General features: G+C 52.6%; 17 protein-coding genes. 9 read left to right on the top strand and 8 right to left on the bottom strand.

Annotated elements, in window-relative coordinates; translation table 11 throughout:
- Nucleotides 1–4 precede the first annotated feature (4 nt).
- A complete protein-coding gene (gene dinB, locus BW972_RS17175) occupies nucleotides 5–1,078 on the bottom strand; it encodes a DNA polymerase IV (protein ID WP_076423035.1) in 1,074 nt (357 codons plus the stop codon).
- 303 nt (nucleotides 1,079–1,381) lie between these two features.
- Here dinB and cysM point away from each other — a divergent pair, with 303 nt between their 5' ends.
- The 3 genes from cysM to BW972_RS17160 all read left to right on the top strand — a co-directional run bounded on the left by cysM (nucleotide 1,382) and on the right by BW972_RS17160 (nucleotide 4,061).
- Nucleotides 1,382–2,269, top strand: a complete 888-nt coding sequence (gene cysM / locus BW972_RS17170) for a cysteine synthase CysM (protein ID WP_076423225.1) — start codon at nucleotides 1,382–1,384, stop codon at nucleotides 2,267–2,269.
- 63 nt (nucleotides 2,270–2,332) lie between these two features.
- Nucleotides 2,333–3,025 (top strand): type 1 glutamine amidotransferase domain-containing protein, encoded by a 693-nt coding sequence (locus tag BW972_RS17165; protein WP_076423034.1) that lies wholly within the window; start codon nucleotides 2,333–2,335, stop codon nucleotides 3,023–3,025.
- Between the two features lie 184 nt (nucleotides 3,026–3,209).
- The gene (locus BW972_RS17160; RefSeq protein ID WP_076423033.1) at nucleotides 3,210–4,061 is read left to right on the top strand and encodes a pirin family protein; all 852 of its coding nucleotides are present in this window, start codon (nucleotides 3,210–3,212) and stop codon (nucleotides 4,059–4,061) included.
- A gap of 223 nt (nucleotides 4,062–4,284) precedes the next feature.
- On the opposite strand, the gene BW972_RS17155 is transcribed toward BW972_RS17160, so the two are convergent.
- Nucleotides 4,285–5,388 carry a pseudouridine synthase gene (locus BW972_RS17155; RefSeq protein WP_007660639.1) on the bottom strand — a complete coding sequence of 368 codons (1,104 nt, stop codon included), beginning with the start codon at nucleotides 5,386–5,388 and terminating at the stop codon, nucleotides 4,285–4,287.
- 104 nt (nucleotides 5,389–5,492) lie between these two features.
- A complete protein-coding gene (brnQ, locus tag BW972_RS17150) occupies nucleotides 5,493–6,833 on the bottom strand; it encodes a branched-chain amino acid transport system II carrier protein (RefSeq protein WP_076423032.1) in 1,341 nt (446 codons plus the stop codon).
- Between the two features lie 223 nt (nucleotides 6,834–7,056).
- Here brnQ and BW972_RS17145 point away from each other — a divergent pair, with 223 nt between their 5' ends.
- Both BW972_RS17145 and BW972_RS17140 read left to right on the top strand, forming a co-directional pair.
- Nucleotides 7,057–8,670: a T9SS type B sorting domain-containing protein gene (locus BW972_RS17145; RefSeq protein WP_083674238.1), complete on the top strand. Its 1,614-nt coding sequence runs from the start codon at nucleotides 7,057–7,059 to the stop codon at nucleotides 8,668–8,670.
- Between the two features lie 216 nt (nucleotides 8,671–8,886).
- Entirely contained in the window at nucleotides 8,887–9,150 is a 264-nt protein-coding gene (locus BW972_RS17140) for a hypothetical protein (protein ID WP_007660630.1), read from the top strand.
- An 87-nt stretch (nucleotides 9,151–9,237) separates the two neighbouring features.
- On the opposite strand, the gene BW972_RS17135 is transcribed toward BW972_RS17140, so the two are convergent.
- Both BW972_RS17135 and BW972_RS17130 read right to left on the bottom strand, forming a co-directional pair.
- Complete coding sequence (locus tag BW972_RS17135) at nucleotides 9,238–9,651, bottom strand: hypothetical protein (protein ID WP_007660628.1); 414 nt, start codon at nucleotides 9,649–9,651, stop codon at nucleotides 9,238–9,240.
- 76 nt (nucleotides 9,652–9,727) lie between these two features.
- Nucleotides 9,728–12,163 carry a zinc-dependent metalloprotease gene (locus BW972_RS17130; protein WP_076423030.1) on the bottom strand — a complete coding sequence of 812 codons (2,436 nt, stop codon included), beginning with the start codon at nucleotides 12,161–12,163 and terminating at the stop codon, nucleotides 9,728–9,730.
- A gap of 191 nt (nucleotides 12,164–12,354) precedes the next feature.
- Here BW972_RS17130 and BW972_RS17125 point away from each other — a divergent pair, with 191 nt between their 5' ends.
- The 3 genes from BW972_RS17125 (at nucleotide 12,355) to BW972_RS17115 (ending at nucleotide 15,023) form a co-directional block, all read left to right on the top strand.
- Entirely contained in the window at nucleotides 12,355–12,879 is a 525-nt protein-coding gene (locus BW972_RS17125) for a c-type cytochrome (protein WP_007660623.1), read from the top strand.
- A gap of 84 nt (nucleotides 12,880–12,963) precedes the next feature.
- Nucleotides 12,964–13,866, top strand: a complete 903-nt coding sequence (locus BW972_RS17120) for an SMP-30/gluconolactonase/LRE family protein (protein ID WP_007660621.1) — start codon at nucleotides 12,964–12,966, stop codon at nucleotides 13,864–13,866.
- A 110-nt stretch (nucleotides 13,867–13,976) separates the two neighbouring features.
- Nucleotides 13,977–15,023, top strand: a complete 1,047-nt coding sequence (locus BW972_RS17115; RefSeq protein WP_007660619.1) for an NAD(P)-dependent alcohol dehydrogenase — start codon at nucleotides 13,977–13,979, stop codon at nucleotides 15,021–15,023.
- A 146-nt stretch (nucleotides 15,024–15,169) separates the two neighbouring features.
- Here the strand turns inward: BW972_RS17115 and BW972_RS17110 are convergent, their stop codons facing one another.
- From BW972_RS17110 to BW972_RS17100, 3 genes are read right to left on the bottom strand one after another with little or no spacing between them, the layout of a single operon-like run.
- Nucleotides 15,170–15,814: an HD domain-containing protein gene (locus tag BW972_RS17110; protein WP_076423029.1), complete on the bottom strand. Its 645-nt coding sequence runs from the start codon at nucleotides 15,812–15,814 to the stop codon at nucleotides 15,170–15,172.
- On the bottom strand, nucleotides 15,815–17,179 hold the full coding sequence (locus tag BW972_RS17105) for a TonB family protein (protein WP_076423028.1): 1,365 nt from the start codon (nucleotides 17,177–17,179) through the stop codon (nucleotides 15,815–15,817).
- Nucleotides 17,166–17,765, bottom strand: a complete 600-nt coding sequence (locus BW972_RS17100; protein ID WP_076423027.1) for an RNA polymerase sigma factor — start codon at nucleotides 17,763–17,765, stop codon at nucleotides 17,166–17,168. The genes BW972_RS17105 and BW972_RS17100 overlap by 14 nt, the downstream gene beginning before the upstream one ends.
- Nucleotides 17,766–17,864: 99 nt before the next feature.
- On the opposite strand from BW972_RS17100, the gene BW972_RS17095 reads away from it, so the two are divergent.
- Nucleotides 17,865–19,733 carry a vWA domain-containing protein gene (locus tag BW972_RS17095; RefSeq protein ID WP_076423026.1) on the top strand — a complete coding sequence of 623 codons (1,869 nt, stop codon included), beginning with the start codon at nucleotides 17,865–17,867 and terminating at the stop codon, nucleotides 19,731–19,733.
- Nucleotides 19,734–20,132: the final 399 nt, after the last annotated feature.

The following is a 20,132-nucleotide window of genomic DNA, read 5'->3' as shown; positions in this document are numbered from 1 at the left end:
CATGCTAGAACTCCAGAGTCAGCTGGTAGCCCTCCAGTTTGTCGTGCTGGTAGAGGAGGGAGGAGGCAGTTATACCTAACAGTCTGACTGGGTACGCTGGCAACTGAGGCGTGCGCAGCAGGTCGCGGGCGATGGTGAAGATGGCGTCTGCTGACTTGATCTCGCCCAGAAAGGTTTTGCTGCGGGTGGTCTGGTTGAAGTCAAAGTACTTGATCTTGACCGTGATGGTCTTGGCCGTGGCCTGCAGTCGCTCCATGTCGTGGGCCACCTCCTTTGCCAGCCTTTCCAACTCCGGCAGCATCACTTCCTCCTCGGTCAGGTCCACCTCAAAGGTGCGCTCCGAGCCGATGGACTTCCGGATGCGGTGCGGCTGTACCTCCCGGTCGTCCTGAGCGCGGGCAATGCGGTAATAGTAGCGCCCCGTCTTGCCAAAGTGCCGCACCAGTTCCTCTTCGCTGCGCTCCCGCAGGTCAGCCCCGGTCAGTATACCCATGCTCTGCAATTTGGCTGCCGTCACTTTTCCGATGCCATAGAATTTCTCGATCGCCAGTGCGGCCACCACCTCCTCGGCTTTGTCAGGAGTGATCAGGGTGAAGCCGTTGGGCTTGTTCATGTCCGAGGCGATCTTGGCCAGAAACTTATTGAACGATACACCCGCTGAGGCGGTCAGCCCGGTTTCCTCCTGAATTTTGGCTCTGATTTCATTGGCGATGATCGTAGCCGAGGGCATGCCGATCTTGTTTTCGGTCACGTCGAGGTAGGCCTCGTCCAGCGAAAGCGGCTCTACCAGATCGGTATAAGAATAAAAGATCTCGCGGATCTGGCGCGACACAGCACTGTACACCTCAAAGCGAGGCTTCACAAAGATCAATTGCGGACAGCGCTGTGCCGCGATCTTGGAGGCGAGGGCGGAGTGCACGCCATACCTGCGGGCCTCGTAACTGGCTGCCGCCACCACACCTCTTGCCCGCGAACCGCCCACCGCCACAGGCTTGCCGCGCAACTCGGGGTTGTCGCGTTGCTCCACGGAAGCAAAAAAGGCGTCCATGTCGATGTGGATGATCTTGCGGATAGGCATGACTACAAAGATAAGAGTTTAGTAGTTGAGGAGATTGAGAGTTGAGGAGTTAAAGTTTGAAGCGACGTCACATTTTAACTTCGTATACCTGTTTGAAGGATTATTGAACTTCGTAATCGTAATCTACATTCATTTCCGTTTTGCTGGAGCACCCTTCAATGGCAGAAGTAGGGCAAGCTTTCCGAAGTATGCCTGATGCCAATCCAGGAGTATTTTTATACCTGCTGTATTTCCCTTTAATCTAAAGGGCAATTCCATCACGACAATAAACACGTACAGGTATACAGGATGCATAAAACAGACATGACAACACGGACACTACTGGACTTTATTGGTAATACCCCTTTGGTGGAGTTAAGGAATATATCTCCAAACCCAAATGTGAAACTATTGGCCAAACTGGAGGGAAATAACCCCGGCGGCAGCGTGAAGGACCGTGCGGCCTATGGTATGATCAAAGGGGCGCTGGATAGGGGAGAACTGACCAAAGGAATCAAGCTGATCGAAGCCACCAGTGGGAATACAGGTATAGCACTGGCCATGATCGCGCAGTTCTTCGGCGTGGAGATTGAGTTGGTGATGCCCGCCAGCGCCACGCCCGAACGGGTAAAGACCATGGAGGCCTATGGCGCGAAAGTAACCCTAACCCCAGCCGAAGGCTCTATGGAGGCAGCCATCGACTATGTGCGCGACAAAGAAGCGGGGGGCGGCTACCTTGTGCTCAACCAGTTCGGCAACCCGGACAATTACGGGGCTCACTACCGCAGCACCGGCCCGGAGATCTGGCGCGACACCGAGGGGGCAGTCACACATTTTGTGTCGGCCATGGGTACAACGGGCACCATCATGGGAGTATCCCGTTACCTGAAAGAGCAAAACCCGGCTGTGCAGATCGTAGGCACCCAGCCCGTGGAAGGCTCTCAGATTCCCGGCATCCGGCGCTGGCCACAGGCGTACCTGCCCAAAATATTCGAGCGGGAGCGGGTCGACCGCATACTGGACGTATCGCAGCAGGAGGCAACCGCCATGACCCGCCGACTGGCCCGGGAAGAGGGTGTGTTCGCCGGCATGAGCAGCGGCGGCGCAGTGGCAGCGGCCACCCGCTTAATCTCCGAACTGAAAGAAGGCGTGGTCGTCTGTATTATCTGTGACCGGGGAGACCGCTACCTGTCCTCCGAACTGTTCAATTAAAACCCTGGCCTGCTAAATGAGGTTAAATTGTTTGACTCTGTTACCATTTAAATACCATAAACTATGAAAGTATTATTTGTTTTGACCTCACACGATCAATTAGGTGACACCGGTAAGAAGACCGGTTTCTGGGTAGAGGAGTTTGCCGCGCCCTACTATACGCTGGCTGATGCCGGCGTGAAAGTGGACCTTGCCTCCCCAAAAGGAGGACAGCCGCCAATCGACCCGAAAAGCACAGAAAAAGATGCGCAGACGGAGGCCACAAGGCGCTTCTACGAGGATGACGACCTGCAGCACAAACTTTCTAAAACCAAAAAGCTGAGTGAGGTGAAAGCCGATGACTACGATGCTGTCTTCTTTCCGGGAGGGCATGGTCCGCTATGGGATCTCGCTACTGACAAAGATTCCATCCGTTTAATTGAGTCTTTTGCCAAACAGCAGAAACCGGTTGCGGCCGTTTGCCATGGTCCGGCCGCCCTGATGCAGGCCAAAGGCGCGGATGGCGAGCCGCTCGTGAAGGGCAAAAAAGTGGCAGGCTTTACGAACACCGAAGAGGAGGCTGTGCAGTTGACCAATGTGGTTCCTTTTCTGGTGGAGGACCGTTATCAGGAACTGGGCGGCATCTACTCCAAGGCCGACGATTGGCAGCCCTATGTTGTGACAGACGGCTTACTGATCACTGGCCAGAACCCCGCCTCTTCGGAACCGGCGGCTGAGGCTTTGCTTAAAATGCTGAAAAAAGAGAAGGCGGCTTAATCGGGTAAGTTTCCGTATACCTTACTATCAGTGTAGCGTGAAAATCCCACCCAATCCAGTCTTGGAAACGGTGGGATTTTTATGTTAAGCAGAGAAGGCATGTCAAGCCATCTGAAACAATCCGATAGGTGTTAGGGTAATTGATGTATATACATTATTTTGCAGTCGATCTAGATTTAACCTTATGCGAAAGATAAAGAAGTTACATAAAGCAGTATATGCCCCCATGGATGACCTGGTAACCTACCGGGCCATACCTACGCGCGAAGTGGAGTACATCGACCCCTTCCTTTTCCTGAATCACCACGGTCCGCAGGTATACAAGGCCGGCAACAGAGGACTGCCTTTCGGTCCGCACCCGCACCGTGGTTTCGAAACACTGACCTTTATACTCGATGGCGATATCATGCACCAGGATACGGGGGGTGGCAAGGATATCATTGAGGCTGGTGGCGTGCAGTGGATGACAGCCGGTAGCGGCCTGATCCATGCGGAGGTGTCGTCAGATAAATTCAAGCAGGAGGGAGGGCCGCTGGAAATACTCCAGCTGTGGTTCAACCTGCCTGCCCAGCACAAAATGACCTCACCAAAGTACATTGGGCTGCAGAAAGACAAGATTCCGGTTGTAGAACTTGACAACGGCAAAGTACGGGTAAACGTGATCTCAGGCAGTTGGGGCGAGGTGCAGGCGCCTATCCAGAATCTGAGCGACATTCACATCGTGAGCATTGAGCTGCAGAAAGTCGGAGAGTTCGTCTACAACATCCCTGCAGAGCGCAACATCTTCTTCTATGTAGTGCGCGGCACCGTGAAGGTAAATGGCCAGACAGCTGAGAAACTTACCCTGGTAGAATTTGACAATGAAGGCAAAGAAGTGAAAGTCGAGGCATCCGAGGATGCTTATATTCTCTTCGGCCATGCTCAGCCGTTCAACGAACCTGTTGTATCACACGGACCATTTGTGATGAACACCGAAGAAGAGATTCACCAGGCCTTCCGCGACTACCAGATGGGTAAAATGGGATCCTGGGATTAGGGAGTTTGAGAGTTGAGGAGTTTAAATGTAGCGACGTTACACCGTAACGTCGTGGTGCTACAGAGCTTTACCGTTTCATTGCAGGTACAGGTCTTGATCTGTCCGAAACGTGCACCAAAATCCTAACGGTCAACGACACTTCATAATAAAAAGGCCCTCTTTCCTGATCAGGAAAGAGGGCCTTTTTATGGTATAGCAGCTGCTAATATTTTAGTATCAGACCTTATCTGCCACGCTTTGGGCCGCTACCTTTTGGAGCATCACCACGCTTGCTTCCGCCTTTGGGTGCTGCGCTTCTGCCGGGTGCTGCTTTAGGTGAGCCTTTTCTTTTGAAGCCATCCTTTGATGCGTCTGTTCTTCTGGTACTGTCGCTTCCTCTGGTTGAAGATCTGGTAGTTGATGACCCAGGTCTGCCACCTCTTGCCGGACCTTGGCCCGCACCAGTTCTGGCATTCGCACCCGAAGCGCCGTCTCTGGATGAAGAGGCACTACCAGCGCCACCTCTTGCTCTGGACCGCTCACCTCGTGCTGGTCTGTCATAGCTGCTTTCAGAAGTCTTTCTGCTGCTTGTTCCCTTGCCGCCGGGTACCAGGCTGGTCAGGCTGTTGACTTCCTGTGGCGTCAGTACGCGCCAGTGACCGGATGGCAGTTTGGCCAGTGAGAATTCTCCGAAACGAACACGCTGCAGGTGCATCACCTTATAGCCGAGACTCTCACACATGCGCTTCAGGTAGTGGTCAGTTCCCGGTTTCAGCGTTATACGGAAGCGCGTCTGGGTTTCTTTTGATACTGAGTTGTTTACCCGTTCTTCGCCCGGCACAGGAGCGCCGCCACCGCTTATTTTCTGCAGGAAATCAGCCGTGATCATCTTGTCTACGGTTACGATATACTCCTTCTCGTACTTGTTGTCGGCACGCTTCATGCCACGCACAAAGTCGCCGTCGTTGCTCAGGAAGATAATACCCTCCGCCTCACGCTCCAGCATGGCGGTTGGCTCCAGCGTAGCCGGAAAATTGATGGCTCGCACCACATTGTCGCGCACTGCCATATCCGAGGTGGCCGACATGTTGGCTGGTTTGTTGAAGATCAGGTATACAGGCTGTTCCTGTTTCACACGCAGCATCTCGTCGTCGATGCGCACCTTATCCTTCGGCGTTACTTTCATGCCGGGGTCGGTCGGTATTTTCCCGTTCACCGTCACGCGGCCCTGCTCTATCAGCTCGTCTGCATCGCGACGGGAGCAAAAGCCCGAGTCGCTGATGAATTTATTCAGTCTTTTTGGTTCCATGTTGTTCGTGGCGTTCGTGTTGCCGTAAGTCAGCACCATATTTTACGCCAATCCTGTAATAAGAAGCAAAATTACGGGAAAATATAGCTTTACCTAAGCTTTGCCTCAACTGAAAGAATCAGCACCATGCCGAACAGACAGGACTACTCGTTTTCAAGTGCATAAGATGACTGTCGCATAGAAAGAGCAAAGCCGATCACGCAGCCGACCAGCGCCGGCACGATCCAGCCCATACCCAGACTGTAAAGCGGCAGGTAACGCGCGAAGACATCGCTGATGCCCAATTCAAATCCTGCGGCGCCCAGCCCCTCCACCACACTCACTATACCTGTCAGCAGTACCGACCAGGTATAGATCGCATTTCGGTTGCGGAGAAGGGAGCCAAAAAGAGTCAGAGTAATCAGGACGATCACGATCGGGTAGATCGCCACCAGTACAGGTATAGAGAAAGAGATGATCTGCGTCAGGCCCACGTTTGAGATCAAGGCGCTCACCAGCGTGAGTCCCAGCACATACTGCTTGTAGGAAATAGAAGGGCGCAGTTTATTGAAATAGCTGGAGCAGGCCACGATCAGACCGATGCTGGTAGTAAGGCAGGCAAAGGTGATGGCTACGCTCAGAATCAGGCTACCGGAGAGTCCGAACTGCAGACTGGAGATCTGGCTGATGATCAGGCCGCCGTTTTCCAGATGCCCGATCGCCTGCACACTCGTTGCCCCGGAGTAAGCTAGTCCGACATATACCAGGCCAAGTCCGGCCGCGGCTATCAGGCCGGCTGTGGTGCAGACTTTGGCTATTTGCTTTGGGCTGTCTACTCCTTTAGAACGTATGGCATTGATCACGATCAGACCGAACACAAAAGAACCAATGGTGTCCATGGTGAGGTAGCCTTCCTGGAAGCCTTTGAAGAAAGGGGCTGCTTCGTAGGCCGCCAACGGAACTGTGATCTCACCTAGCGGTGAAATAATATTCTGAAGCAGCAGGGCAGCCAGGATTAGGAGCAGCACCGGCGTGAGAATTTTGCCGATGCGATCCACGACCTTCCCCGGGTTCAGAGCCAGCAAGTAGGTGACAGTGAAGAATACTACAGAATAGAGCAGCATGCCCCATCCCGTTGTTTTCAGTCCCTCTGGCAGGAAAGGCGCAATTCCGATTTCATAGGATACTGTGCCCGTTCGGGGCACGGCGAACAGCGGTCCGATGGTCAGGTAAATGATAACCGGAAACAATAGCCCAAACAGTGGGTGCACCTTAGCCGAAATGGACTGCACGTCTTCATTTTTAGACATGCCGATCGCAATAACTCCCAGCAGCGGTAGCCCTACGCCTGTCATCAGAAAGCCGATAATAGCAAGTGTAAGTTCAGTGCCGGCGGCCTGACCCAATGATAAAGGAAAAATGAGGTTGCCCGCGCCGAAGAAGATGGCGAATAGCATTAAGCCAATGAAAAATGTTTCTTTAAAAGAGAGTGTTCCTGCTTTCACAATATTTTACGTTCAGTGAGAGGATGTATTGAATCTAACTGCAAGTAAATATCCAACTCGTCAAAATCCTACATTTATCTTGTGTTTAGTAAGAAGAGTGGACTAACTGTAATTGTGATTATTAAAAATGAAAGAGATCTGAATATTAGCTTATATTGCTAATGCTATATGTGATGGAGTGCTATCATCTACATACAGACTCTAACATACTTCTTACACTTACATGAATAAACCTCTACTTCTGCTTTTATTTTGGTTCTTTTCCCTAAACCTGCAGGCCCAGATCCAATGGGGACATCAGGTTGGGTCAACAGGGATGAATGCCATTGAGAATCACATCGTTGATAAAGACGGCAACATCATTTCGGTGGGGCATTTTGAAGGAACCATTACCATTGGCAACCATACCCTTACCAGCCTTGAGAATATTGACATGTTTATGTACAAATCAAACCCAGCGGGTCAGGTGCTTTGGGCGAAAACATTGGGCGGTCCTCAAAATGGGGGCGCCATTGGCGTGGCGACAGATAAGTATGGGAACATCTATGTGGGCGGCGTATTTATAGAGGAACTGCTTATAGATGACAAAGTCGTATTAAAGGGTGAAGGTGTATTTAATACTTTCATCGGCAAATTTGATACGAACGGAAAGCTACTATGGTCCAAGGGGGTGCTCACCAGGGAGCGCTACGCCTCGGCTACGTTGATGGGTGTCATCACCGCCAGCCCGGAAGGAGAAGTGGTGTTACCGGTACAGTTCTGGGGCACAGTACAGCTTGAAAACCAGCAATTCAAAAGTCAGAATCCGAGAGGGAATGATCTGCTGCTAATCAAATTATCTTCAGAAGGCCAGGTATCGTTTGTCAGCCGGTCCTTCCACGATGGCAGTGTCTATCCCCGCGAAGTAAAGCTGGATGCGGTTGGGAATGTATACATGACAGGGGCTTACATCGGCACGTACAAAATAGCAAATCACAGTATCGCGACAGGCCCTGAATCCCATGATGATATCTTCGTTGCAAAGTTTGACAAACAGGGGCGCACGCTCTGGCTCAAGGGCTTTAACAATGCTGTCGGCCTGCTGAGTAGTGCCGGGGAGAGTCTGGAAATTGATCCCAAAACTAAAAACATATACCTGGCAGGCTATTTTAAGGGCAGAATTGATTTTGATGGCATCGTGCTGGAAGAAACAGGCATGGTTGAGTTTCCGGGAGTGCCAGCAGATATTTTTCTGGCCAGTCTGACTGAAAATGGCGCTGTGATCTGGGCCAGAAGCTATGCAGGAGAGGGACATGACCTGGCCAAGGACTTAAAATTGCTGCCCTCCGGAGGACTCATGCTGGCAGGGGCCTGGGACTTCAAGCCTTTTGTGCAGTATTTTGATGCTGCGGGAAACCCGGGAGAGCGCATTAGCCTGAGCGCTGGTGGAGTTGCCGAAAATATTACGCTTGCTGCAAACGGCTCCTTCTATATCTCGGGGCAGTTTTGGGGACCTCTCCAGGCTGAACACCTTTCCTGGAAAGCTAAGGGAGAAATCAATGGTTTTCTGATGAAGTTTGATCCCTGCAGTGCCAAAAGTGCTCAAGCGGGTAGCGCATATAAAACCTACAATGTGATTACTCCAAACGGAGACGGCAAAAACGAATATTTTGTGCTTGACCCTGCATTGGCGGGAGCTAAGCTACAGGTATACAGCAGGTGGGGAAGCAAAGTGTACGAAAGTAGTAACTATAACAATGACTGGAGTGGCAATGGCCTTCCCGAAGCTGTGTATCATTGGGTAGTCACACACGACTGCTCCGGCACTCTGAAAGGCACTGTTACTATCATTAGGTGAGCTTTATGAAGTCATCTAAGTAGATGAAGAGAATAGAACTGGTAGTTAACTCTTAGCTATCCTGTCTGCAGGAAATTTCTTCTGATGAAGAAGTGGTTGATTATGTGAGCTTTATTTTTTTCCTGAAACCAGCCGCTATACCTTAGTAGTCTTTGTTTGAAACCATTTTAAGCCACTCAACCTTATATAAGCAATTACCCGAAGCAATATCCTATTATGCTGGAATATTCCATGTTCGAAAGGCTTCCTTACCGGAGCCAGCGCGAAGCCCTGAAAAAGGAGGGCACCCTCATTGCACGCCGTCAGGTGAACGGGTATACGATCTTACTGTACACTTTGGGGCACACATTTGTGGAGGTATGGACGGGCGCCGAGGCCGAGGTTGTGAGTACCTTTAAGCAAACAGCCAGTGCCATGGCAGTGCTGGAGCCTTATGCGGATGAAATAGACATCCGGCAGCTGATCAGCACGCTATCCTAGCAAGACATTACTGACAATAGAAATGCAAAACCCCGTCTGTAGCAGGTATACCTACCGCAGACGGGGTTTTATGTCAGCTAAGGGTGCTTACTTTTTAAGAGAGTATTGTCGGAGCCATTCTTCTGCTGAATTCTTGTCATCAAATACCTTTGCCGTGAAAGCTTTCAGATTATTGTAAAAGCTGGCGGCAGTTGATTCAGCAAAAGTTTCCGGAGTAGTGATCATGGCAAAATACTTCAGCCCGGCCCTGGCGGCACGAGGGCTCCATTCATTAAGTACCCAGCTGAGGGAGTGGTCCCATCCGCCGATGATCAGCCGCGTGTCATTCAGAACGCAGTTGTAACCGGCCTCGGCCAGTGCATCAGTGTAAGCTTGAGCACCGGTTTTGATATTCTCCTCTGTTAGATAACCCATCCAGTTCACATGCACCCATCTGTTCTTCGCATTTACCTCTATGGTAAGGTATACGCGGCCAAACGGGTTCTTCAATTCTTTCTTCATTGCTCAAGCTAAAATGTCCGACTTCAAATTTATCTTAAAGCGGACAGGTTTTCCAAACTTTAGGTCCTGCTGATGATTATTCACAACCAAATACGCCATCCCCAATAGGGGCGCCAGGAGGCAGGTTGAGCTGTTTGGTTGGTTTTACTTCCTCAGGCTTCTCCATACGAGCCAGCGCGAAATCCAGATGCGCTTTGTAGCCCGTGTCGCGTGTGCGTTTGGCCTGACTGGTGACATGCTGCTTAATGTCGGCCAGTGCGCTTGCGGCAACGGCACGTGCCTGGTACGAGGCGTTCTGGTTCTGTGTCAGGGCTAGCAGGTGGCTCAGTACCACTTGTTCGGTTTGCAACTGTACCTGACCAGCCAGTCCGTTAAGGCGTCTGCTTTTCCAGGTTTGCCCGATCAGCTGACTGGTGACATCCTGCAGACTTAGGGTGTTATGCCGTGCCCCGAACTCCACAAGACGGGAGGCACGCTCCGGGTGCAGCAGGAAAGAAACAGAGAAGTCAGCAGAAGCCTGCGCTGCTGCCAGCGGATCAAAAGTAAGGCCGGTTCTTTTCGCAAAGAGCTCACGGTTGTTACCCAGGCCCGGCGCACGGGGCGGGATCAGGGTGATGACGTTCTCTGGCAGGGTAAGCACTTCCGGCGAAATCGTCTGAAGCATGGCATCGAGGCCCTTTTGCTGCTCTTTTTTGTCAAGCACTTCGGTTACCAGCTGCTTATCGCCACGCATGGCATAGGTATAGCGCATGCCCCCGATCAGCTTGGCTGCTGCTTCGGTCTGGTAGCGGTGGAAATTATAAATGGGTACCAGTACATCTTCCAATGTACTCATGGCAGCACCTGGTTTAATATTCTTTTCGGAGAAGTTTTGCAGAGCTTTTCTGCGTACCTCGAGCACGCGCATCAGCTCATCCGCCGCATTGGTGCCATTGTCCCACAGGTGGGCAGTCGGGTGGGCACCGCCGGGAGAGCGGGCATCCGTGTCAGAGATAAAGGTAAGTCCCCGGCCCCGGCCCTGTGCCAGCAGTTCATCCAGTGCTTTCTTTTCGTCGGTTCCCTTTGGGAAGTCCTGGTAGCCAAAGGTCACGGCCAGTTTGTCCCACTCGCCTATACTGGTACCATAGGCATTGCTGATGTTGATGTTGCCGGTTCTGTCCAACTGTACCTGCGGGTGTGGGTAGTCCATCACGGAGGCATTGTTGTTGGCGTCATAGTTGTGCATAATGCCCAAGGTATGGCCCAGTTCGTGTGCCGACAATTGCCGGATGCGGGCGAGCGCCATCTCCATCATTGCTTTGTTTTCAGGCTTGCCATCTTCGTAAGGGGCCAGCAGCCCCTCCGCGATCAGGTAATCCTGCCGTACCCGCAAAGAGCCTAGCGACACATGCCCTTTGATGATCTCACCGGTGCGCGGGTCCATCACAGAAGCGCCATAAGACCAGCCGCGGGTGCTGCGGTGCACCCACTGAATCATGTTGTAGCGCACATCCATCGGATCGGCCGTGTCAGGCAGTACCTCTACCCGGAAGGCATCTTTATAACCGGCCGCCTCAAAAGCCTGGTTCCACCAGCGGGCACCGTCCAGCAAGGCTGATCGGATAGGCTCCGGTGCCCCATTATCCACGTAGTACACGATCGGCTTCACAGCTTCCGATACCTTGGCCGAAGGGTTCTTCTTCTGCAGACGGTGGCGGGCAATGTAGCGCTTCTCTATGTTCTGGTTTACCGGTGTGGCGTAGTCGAAATAGGAGATACCGAAATAACCGGCTCTAGGGTCAGCCTCACGCGGCGTGTAATTACTGTCAGGCAGCTCGATGAAGGAGTGGTGCTGGCGCAGGGTAACGGCTTGTTCATCAGGAGCTACGCTGCGCACTATAAAGCCGCCATTGTCACTGGTGAAAGTAAGGGTCGACTCAAACTCAGTGTTCTTCGGGAAATTTTTGGTGCGCGGCAGGTATAGCGCCGAGCGACTGGCGTCGAGGCGATAGGTGCCCTGATTGGAACGCCGTATGCTGCCGATCACATCGTGGGCATCGCGCAGCAGAAAGTCAGTGGCATCGACCAGCACCCGCTGCCCATCCGCCGCCTCGGCCTTGAATCCCCAGAGCACAGACTGGGCGAAAGACTCTTCCACGGCGCGGGCTTCATTCTGATTGTCTGTGATGGCTCTGTAACGCAGGTTTGGCTGCACGAGCAGCACCTTCGGACCGATCCTTTTAAAGGACACAATGCGTTGGCCGCCCAGCTGACCGCGATCGAGACCTATGTCATTGGAGCCGAGTCCGCCCGGCAGCGAGTTCACATACAGAAAATCCTGCCCGAACTTATCAATCTCCAGCCAGATCTTACCGTTGTTTTCGTCCCAGTAGAAGGTATAGAAACCGGGGAATTTTTTCATCCCCGCAGTTTTGGAACTGATGCTGGGGAGGTTCTGTGCCTGGGCGCTGCCAAAGGCCAGCAGCGGAAGCAGAAGAAGGAGCAGAAGCCCGTTTTTAAGAGTTAATTTCATGGTTTAAAGTATAGAATAAGATAGGGTATGCAGGCTTAAGTTACGCATTTTGAAAATAGAATCCTGAAAATATAGCTTAAACCGAATTGAATGGGAGGCTCCCTTAAATCTGAAAACCTTAAGCGCTCAGGAGAGTACATATTCTCTGAGCGCTCTCAGAGCACGATTTAGAACAAACAAAACCTTGCACTATGAAAAAGATACTGATGGCTATTTCGGCCTTTGCGCTGCTGACAGCCTGCGGCAATGAGCAGAAATCGGAGTATGAACGCTACTATGACAGTGACTACCAGCCTGACACCACAGCAGTAGCCTCCCGTCCGCAACCGCCGCGCCCTGCTACCACACCACCTGCAGGAGGAGCCACCCAGGATGTACAGACCACACCGGCCGGCACCGAAACTGGTCCGGGAGCAACTGAGGGAGCTGCCCAGCAGAAAGAGGCACTGGCCGGACAGTACGCCAAAGGGGAGAAGCTGATCGCCGGTTCTGACTGCCTTGCCTGTCACAAAGTGGACCAGAAAGTAGTAGGCCCGTCATACCAGGAAGTAGCCGAGAAATACGAATTCAACGACAAAAACGTAACTTATTTATCGAGTAAAATCATTCAGGGCGGATCCGGAGCATGGGGACAGATCCCAATGCCGCCGCACCCGAACATAAGCGAAGCCGATGCCAAGGAGATGGCTCGTTACATCCTGTCACTCCGCCAATAGCATGATCCCGAAAGCTGTCCTCCGGTACCCACACAGGTATGGGGACAGCTTTTTTTATACCTCAACCACAGCAAGCTAACACACATGAGCAGAGCCAAAAATTACAGTGAACTGGAAGCGGAACTGGTGCTCGACGCCAAGGCCACGCTTGGTGAGGGAGCCATCTGGCATCCGGCTGAGAAGCGACTTTACTGGGTGGATATAGAAGGCCGCGAACTGCACCTGTTTGACCCTACTACGGAAGAAGACACCGTCTGGCCGGTAGGTGAGCGGGCTGGAACAGTAGTACCGATCGTAAATGGAGGCGCATTGGTTGCCTTGCAGAATGGCATCCATTTTATCAATACTGAAACCGGTGAGCTGACACTGGTGGCCAATCCGCTGGAACAGGACGATATCCGGTTCAATGACGGAAAATGTGATCCGGCTGGCAGGTTTTGGGTAGGCACTATGGCACTGGACTCGCGTGAAGGGGCTGCGGTGCTATACCGCATGGAACATGACGGGCAGATCGCACAGGTGCTGGACAATCTGAGTGTTTCAAACGGCCTGGTCTGGACGGCAGACAAAAGTCGCATGTACTTCATTGACACACCGACCCGCAAGGTGCAATCCTTCTCTTACGACCATGATACAGGCACTATTCAGAAAGAGCGGGATGTGATAGCTATACCGGAGCATGAAGGAAAGCCGGATGGGATGACCATTGATGAAAGAGGAAGACTTTGGATTGCGCTCTACGGCGGTGGGGGCGTGGGTTGCTGGGACCCGGAAACAGGGGAGTTGCTCCTCAAAGTAAAAGTGCCTGCACCGCATACTACTTCCTGCGCTTTCGGTGGTGAGCGGCTGGATACACTCTACATCACCACCGCCCGCAATGGCCTGGATAATGATCAGCTGCACGAATTTCCGAAGAGCGGCGGTATATTTGCTCTGAAACCTGATGCCAAAGGGGTGCCTGCAAACTTTTTCCTGAGCCGCCTGTAAGGTTTAAACCAAATTTCAGGTGCCATGAATCAGTCCCTGTGCGGTCGAAATTTTCATTGGACGAGGTGCCAAACTAAACATACTATTAATTCTTAAATCTTAATTAAACTATGATTTCAGCTAAAGCTTATGCAGCATTCGATCCTACCAGTCCGCTCGGGCCCTTCAGCCTGGAACGCCGCGAGGTGGGGGAGCATGATGTGCTGATCGATATAAAATACTGCGGCGTGTGCCACTCTGACCTGCACCAGGTCCGTAACGAATGGGGCGGGGCCATGTATCCGCTGGTACCTGGCCATGAGATTGTGGGAGTGGTGAGCAAGGTGGGGTCTGCCGTAAAGAAATTCAAGGAAGGCGACCTGGCCGGCGTGGGCTGCTTTGTCGATTCCTGCCGCGAATGCCACAGCTGCAAAGAGGGGCTGGAACAGTACTGCGAAGTGCAGAATGTGGGTACCTACAACAGCTTTGAGCGAGATGGGAAAACGATCACCTATGGTGGCTATTCCAGCCAGATCGTGGTGGACGAGAACTATACCCTGAAAGTACCTGAAAACCTGGACCTGGCCCGTACTGCGCCTTTGCTTTGCGCTGGTATCACGACCTATTCGCCTATCATGCAGTGGAAGATCGGGGAGGGACACCGCGTAGGCATCGTAGGTCTCGGCGGATTGGGCCACATGGCCGTGAAGATCGCCGCCGCCAAAGGTGCTGACGTGACGGTGCTGAGTACCTCGCCAAACAAAAAACAGGATGCCCTGGACCTGGGCGCGCATAACTTCGCTGTAACCAAAGACGAAGCTACCCTCAAGCAGCTGCGCAATTCCTTCGACTTTATCATCGACACCGTATCGGCCCCGCACGACTACAATCTATACCTGTCCATGCTGAAGCGCGACGGCACCATGATCCTGTTGGGAGCACCGCCGGAGCCTTCGACAGTGGCCGGCTTCAGCCTGATCGCCCGCCGCAAACGATTGGCCGGGTCTATGATCGGTGGTATACCTGAAACACAGGAAATGCTGGACTTCTGCGCCGAGCACAATATCATGTCCGACATCGAACTGATCAAGATGGAAGATATAAACGAAGCCTACGAGCGTATGCTCCGCAGTGATGTGAAGTATCGATTTGTGATCGATATGGCGAGTTTGAAGTAGGTACTGCTGAGCTATGGCGCGAGGGTTTTCGCTCGTGACTTGCCATGATGGGGCCTCTGGCCGCTACTTTTTAAAAACTGGGCCAGAGGCCCCACGATAGTAGACACGAGCGAAGACGCTCGCGCCATAAAAAGGGTCTCCTGTTTTTAGGAGAGCCTTTTTTGCTCACTGTATAGTGCTAACTCCCGCTGCAGATTTTCTCTTGCTTTATCCTCAAACGCCTCCTGAAGTTCCGGTGTTTTGTAGATATGTTCCTGAGCCAAAAAATGCTGCAGCACCTTGCGTCTGCCGGGTTTGTAGATCAGGTCGGGATAGATGCTATATTCTTTCCGCACACCCTGGCTATACCTGTCGTAGCGCTCCTGATCTGCGCCTAGTATGGCAAGATCCAGGTCGAGTAGCAGGTTGATCAGTTCATTTTTGTGTGTCTGATGCGACTTGGTGGCGATGATCATTTCTTTCACCTGCAGTATGTCGACCTCAGGTATACCGAGCCGGTGCAGGCGCTCTTCAGCAAGGGCGGCACTCTGCTCTTCGTTGTCAGAGCGGGTTGCCTTGTACACGATGTCGTGGTAAAAAATGGCGAAGCGCAACAGGTCCTGTTGCGGAGACTCCTGTTTATACCTGTCGGCCAGTTCCAGCATGTAAGCAATGTGCTCGAGGTTGTGGTAGTGCCTGTCTTTGGCGGTATAGGCCTTTTCCAGTTCATCCCACAGTTGCCTGATTAACGCCTCGTCCGTGGTATACCTGCGGCAAAGTGCTTCCCATGCTGATTTTACGTAGTCCTCCATTTACTTTCCTTTTTCTGGTCTGAAGCGAACAACGATCCGAACCTGCTGTTCTATCTTATGCCCATCCTGTGTCGCTGGTTCCCACTTCGGACCCTGTGCTACCAGTCGCATGGCTTCATCATCGCAGGGTTCGCACAGGCTACGGACCACTTCCAGATTTTCGAGGGCACCGCTTGTGGTTACCGTGGCCCGCACCACCACACGGCCTTTCGGCATGTCTGGGGTATAGCGCAGGTTTTCGGCTAAGTACTGACGGTAGGCCTTGTGCCCCGCAGCTGGTCTGGCTGCCACAACTGGGGCCGGGTTGGTTCTGTATTGACGGGTGACGACCACTTCGCTTAGAGATTTTGTATCTAAGGCCAAATCCATGGTGATCGGATCGGCACCGGCATATACCCCTGCCTCTCTGGATTGATAGCCAATGTACCGGAAAACCAGCGTTGCTTTTTCATCCGGCAAGGTCAGCACGAAATTTCCCTCTTTATCGGTAGCCACGCCTTGTGTAGTGCCTTTCACCACAACCGAAACGCCGGGCAGGGGAGTACCATTCTGATCGATCACTTTCCCCTGCACCTGATTCGGGCCTAATTGTTTGTTGCGCTGTACCTGCACACCTGCTACTCTTCTCTGCAGGGCCTTGGCCACGGAGGTGCTTTCCGGCATCATGGTGTTTCGTTGCGGGGGTGGCGGTACTGTCACTTCGGCCAGTTGCGCGGACTGTGCCGTAACTGGCTTTTCAGGTATAGACTCTGTGAGGTCAGCGACATTTATTTCAACTTCCACGTCCTCCAGATCATCAGCTAAAAGCACTTCTTCCCGAGCAGCCGGGCTTTTGCGTGTCCGGGGGGCATGGAGCGTTCTCGGTTGTGTGACAGCGGCTATTTGGCTTGGGCGCACGGTATCCGGCTTGGCATCTGCAACAGTCTCAGTCGCAGCCGGCGATTCGGCCTTATCACCCAAATTCATCGCCTCCTGAATTGCCTTTTCCTGCTGGGCGGCTATGCCTTGATGTTCTCTCACCTGCTGGTAGTTGTAGTAGAACACCACGATCGTAGAGAGCAGCATCATGGCCAGCGCAGCGGCTAATTTCCAGTCGGTCAGGTATAGCGGCAAGGGCTTGCGCTTCTGGCGGCGGCTTTTGGCAGCGATGCGTCGGTTGATGTCCCGCACATGGTTTTCGGTCTGGGCAGCATCTGACACAGCCAGTCCCTCCAGCACATCCGAGCACAGGTCGCAGTCCAGCAGGTGGCGCTCCAGTTGGTGGTGCAGGGCTTCGGGTAAAGTGCCTTCATGGTACTGCTCCAGCAGTTCCACGGAAGGGTGATCGCCCTGATCCCAAAGTATATGTCGCTTATCTGGCTGCATGGTTTTTCTCCATGATAATTTTCAGGTTTCGCTTTCCGTTCTGGATATAGCTTTTCACTTTATTCAGGTCGCAGCCCGTAAGGGTGCTGATCTCTTTATAACTCTTCTGCTGCAGATAAAACAACTCCACACATTCCCGCTGCTGCGGTGGCAGCTCCTTTAGGGCCGCGTGCAAAGCCTGTTCCATTTTCTCGTTCTCCTCTGCGTCAGAAGGATGCAGGGGCTCCGTGTTTTCCATAACAGGCGGGGCATTATCGGAGAGCGGCACCGTGGTTTTGTGCTTGTTGGTCCGCAGCTGCATCAGGCAGAAGTTGCGGGTAGTCACATGCAGCCAGCTCTTGAAATTGCTGACCTCGTGTTGCAGCAGGGCTTTCGAAACATGCTCAAACAGCTGCATAGTGGCGTCTTTGCTCTCTTCCGGGTCCTGCAGGTATTTCTGGCAGACAAGGTATACGAGTTTGGAGTGGCGCTGAAACAATTCCCCGAGATGCTCCAGCTCGCCCGTCTCCTTGTAGAGGCGCACCAGCTCCTCGTCGTCAGGCGGCGGCTTGGCGTTGGTGAAGAGCTTGATGAAGAAAGGGAGCATGTGCCGGAATTGATTTTCTAAAGAAAAGAAAAATATTCTTAAAATTTTATGGAAAGCCTGTGTAGGTGGCATCATGTCGGAAACCAAAACATAATAGCCATGAAAAAGAACCTCTTCCTGCTCTTCGCCCTGCTCCTGTTCGGGCTGACTGCCACTGCGCAAAGCCGTACCCTCACCGGCACCGTAACAGACGCCAACGACGGGAATCCGCTGCCCGGCGTGAGCATTATCATTAAAGGCACCAGCAAAGGCGCCGCCACCGACCAATACGGCAGGTATAGCCTGTCTATACCGGATGATAATGCTACACTCGTCTTCCGGTTCCTCGGCTATATGACACAGGAAATAAAAGTAGGCAAGCGGGAAGTGCTGGACGTGAAAATGCAAGTGGATAATCGGCAGTTGAGCGAAGTGGTAGTGGTGGAACAAAGTTTACCCCGGGCACTGGCAGGCAAGGTGGCGGGTGTTTTCTCGGGAAGAAACAGAGCAGAGAACATGACTTACGCCGCTGCTCCTGTGTTTGATGCCGCCCCACTGGTGCACAATACCGAGAACTACGACTTCATCAAAGAAAACTCTTTCTTAGACGCACAGAAAAATCCGCTTTCCACTTTTTCGATCGACGTCGACAATGCCTCTTACAGCAACGTGCGCCGCTTCCTGAACCAGGGCCAGCGTCCGCCTGCCGACGCTGTGCGCATCGAGGAAATGGTGAATTATTTCAACTACGACTACCCGCAGCCAACCGGTGATGTGCCTTTCTCGGTGACCACGGAGCTATCCGCCTGTCCCTGGAACAAACAAAACCAATTGCTGCACATCGGTCTCCAGGGCAAGCGTGTACCTACCGATCAGCTGCCGCCTTCCAATCTGGTTTTTCTGATCGATGTGTCCGGGTCGATGTTCTCGCCAGACAAACTGCCGCTCGTAAAAGCTGGTCTGAAGTTGCTGGTGGAGGAGCTTCGCCCGCAGGATCAGGTGTCGATGGTGGTCTATGCCGGTGCTGCGGGACTGGTGCTGCCCTCTACTTCCGGAAAAGAGAAAATGAAAATTATCGCAGCCTTAGATCAGCTCGAAGCAGGTGGTTCAACTGCCGGTGGCGCAGGCATCAACTTAGCCTATAAAGTAGCCGAGGAGAATTTTGTGAAAGGGGGCAACAACCGGGTGATTCTGGCATCAGACGGTGACTTTAACGTGGGCGTGAGTAGCGACAGCGAAATGCAGCGCCTGATCGAGAAAAAGCGGGAAACCGGTGTTTTCCTGACCGTACTGGGCTTCGGCACCGGCAACCTGAAAGACTCCCGTATGGAGCAACTGGCCAACAAAGGCAATGGCAACTACGCTTACATCGACAATATCCGGGAAGCGCAGAAAGTGTTTGTGAACGAGTTCGGCGGCACCCTCTTCACCATCGCCAAAGATGTGAAGCTGCAGCTCGAGTTCAACCCCGCGAAAGTAAAAGCCTACCGCCTGATCGGCTACGAAAACCGCGCACTGGCCAACGAAGAGTTCAACGACGACAAAAAAGATGCTGGCGACATGGGCTCAGGCCATACTGTGACGGCGCTGTACGAAATTGTGCCAGCCGGCGCAGACTCTGAGACACAGGCAGGACAAGTGGACGAACTGAAGTACCAGAAAACAACCCTCGACCCAAAAGCCAAAAGAACCGACGAAATGCTCACCATGAAACTCCGCTACAAAGAACCGGACGGCGAGACCAGCAGGTTGATGACCACCACGGTCAGCAGTCGGGCTATACCTTCCGCCCAGACCTCAGACAACTTCCGCTTCTCAGCCGCCGTGGCTGCCTGCGGCATGCTGCTCCGTGACTCCGAGTTCAAAGGCAACGCCTCGTTCCCGATGGTGCTGGAGCTGGCGAAGAACGCCCGTGGCAAGGATGAAGAGGGGTATCGGATTGAGTTTGTGAATCTGGTGAAGTCAATGGGGTTGTTGAGTGAGAGGTAAGGGGTTTTTCTTTTGTTGAAGAGGAAGAAGGAGTGATTACTTCTTCCTTTTCATTGACCCAAGTACATCGTCTATGGCGCGAGCGTCCTCGCTCGTGACTGCTATGGTGGTGCCTCTGGCCCCTTTGCTAGGTATAGCCTCTGTCTTGTTTCATAGCTTGCCTTGGCCAGGCGGGCGGGAGTTTCGCCTGTGCGGCGGGCACCTACTTTTTGTCTTGACACAAAAAGTAGGCAAAAAAGTCAAGACTATCCAAACTCGCTGAACGCTCAGACAATGGATAGTCAAAGGGCGCACCTGGCAAAGCTATACCTAGAGTAGTTCCGTGTGAGTTTCCTAGCAATGCGTGCCAGTGGTATGTGTGGTCTGTGCTATAATGCTTATGCCTGCCAAATCTGTAGT

This window comes from Pontibacter lucknowensis (assembly GCF_900156415.1).
GTDB lineage: Bacteria > Bacteroidota > Bacteroidia > Cytophagales > Hymenobacteraceae > Pontibacter > Pontibacter lucknowensis.
This window is presented reverse-complemented; position numbering and strand designations above follow the sequence as displayed.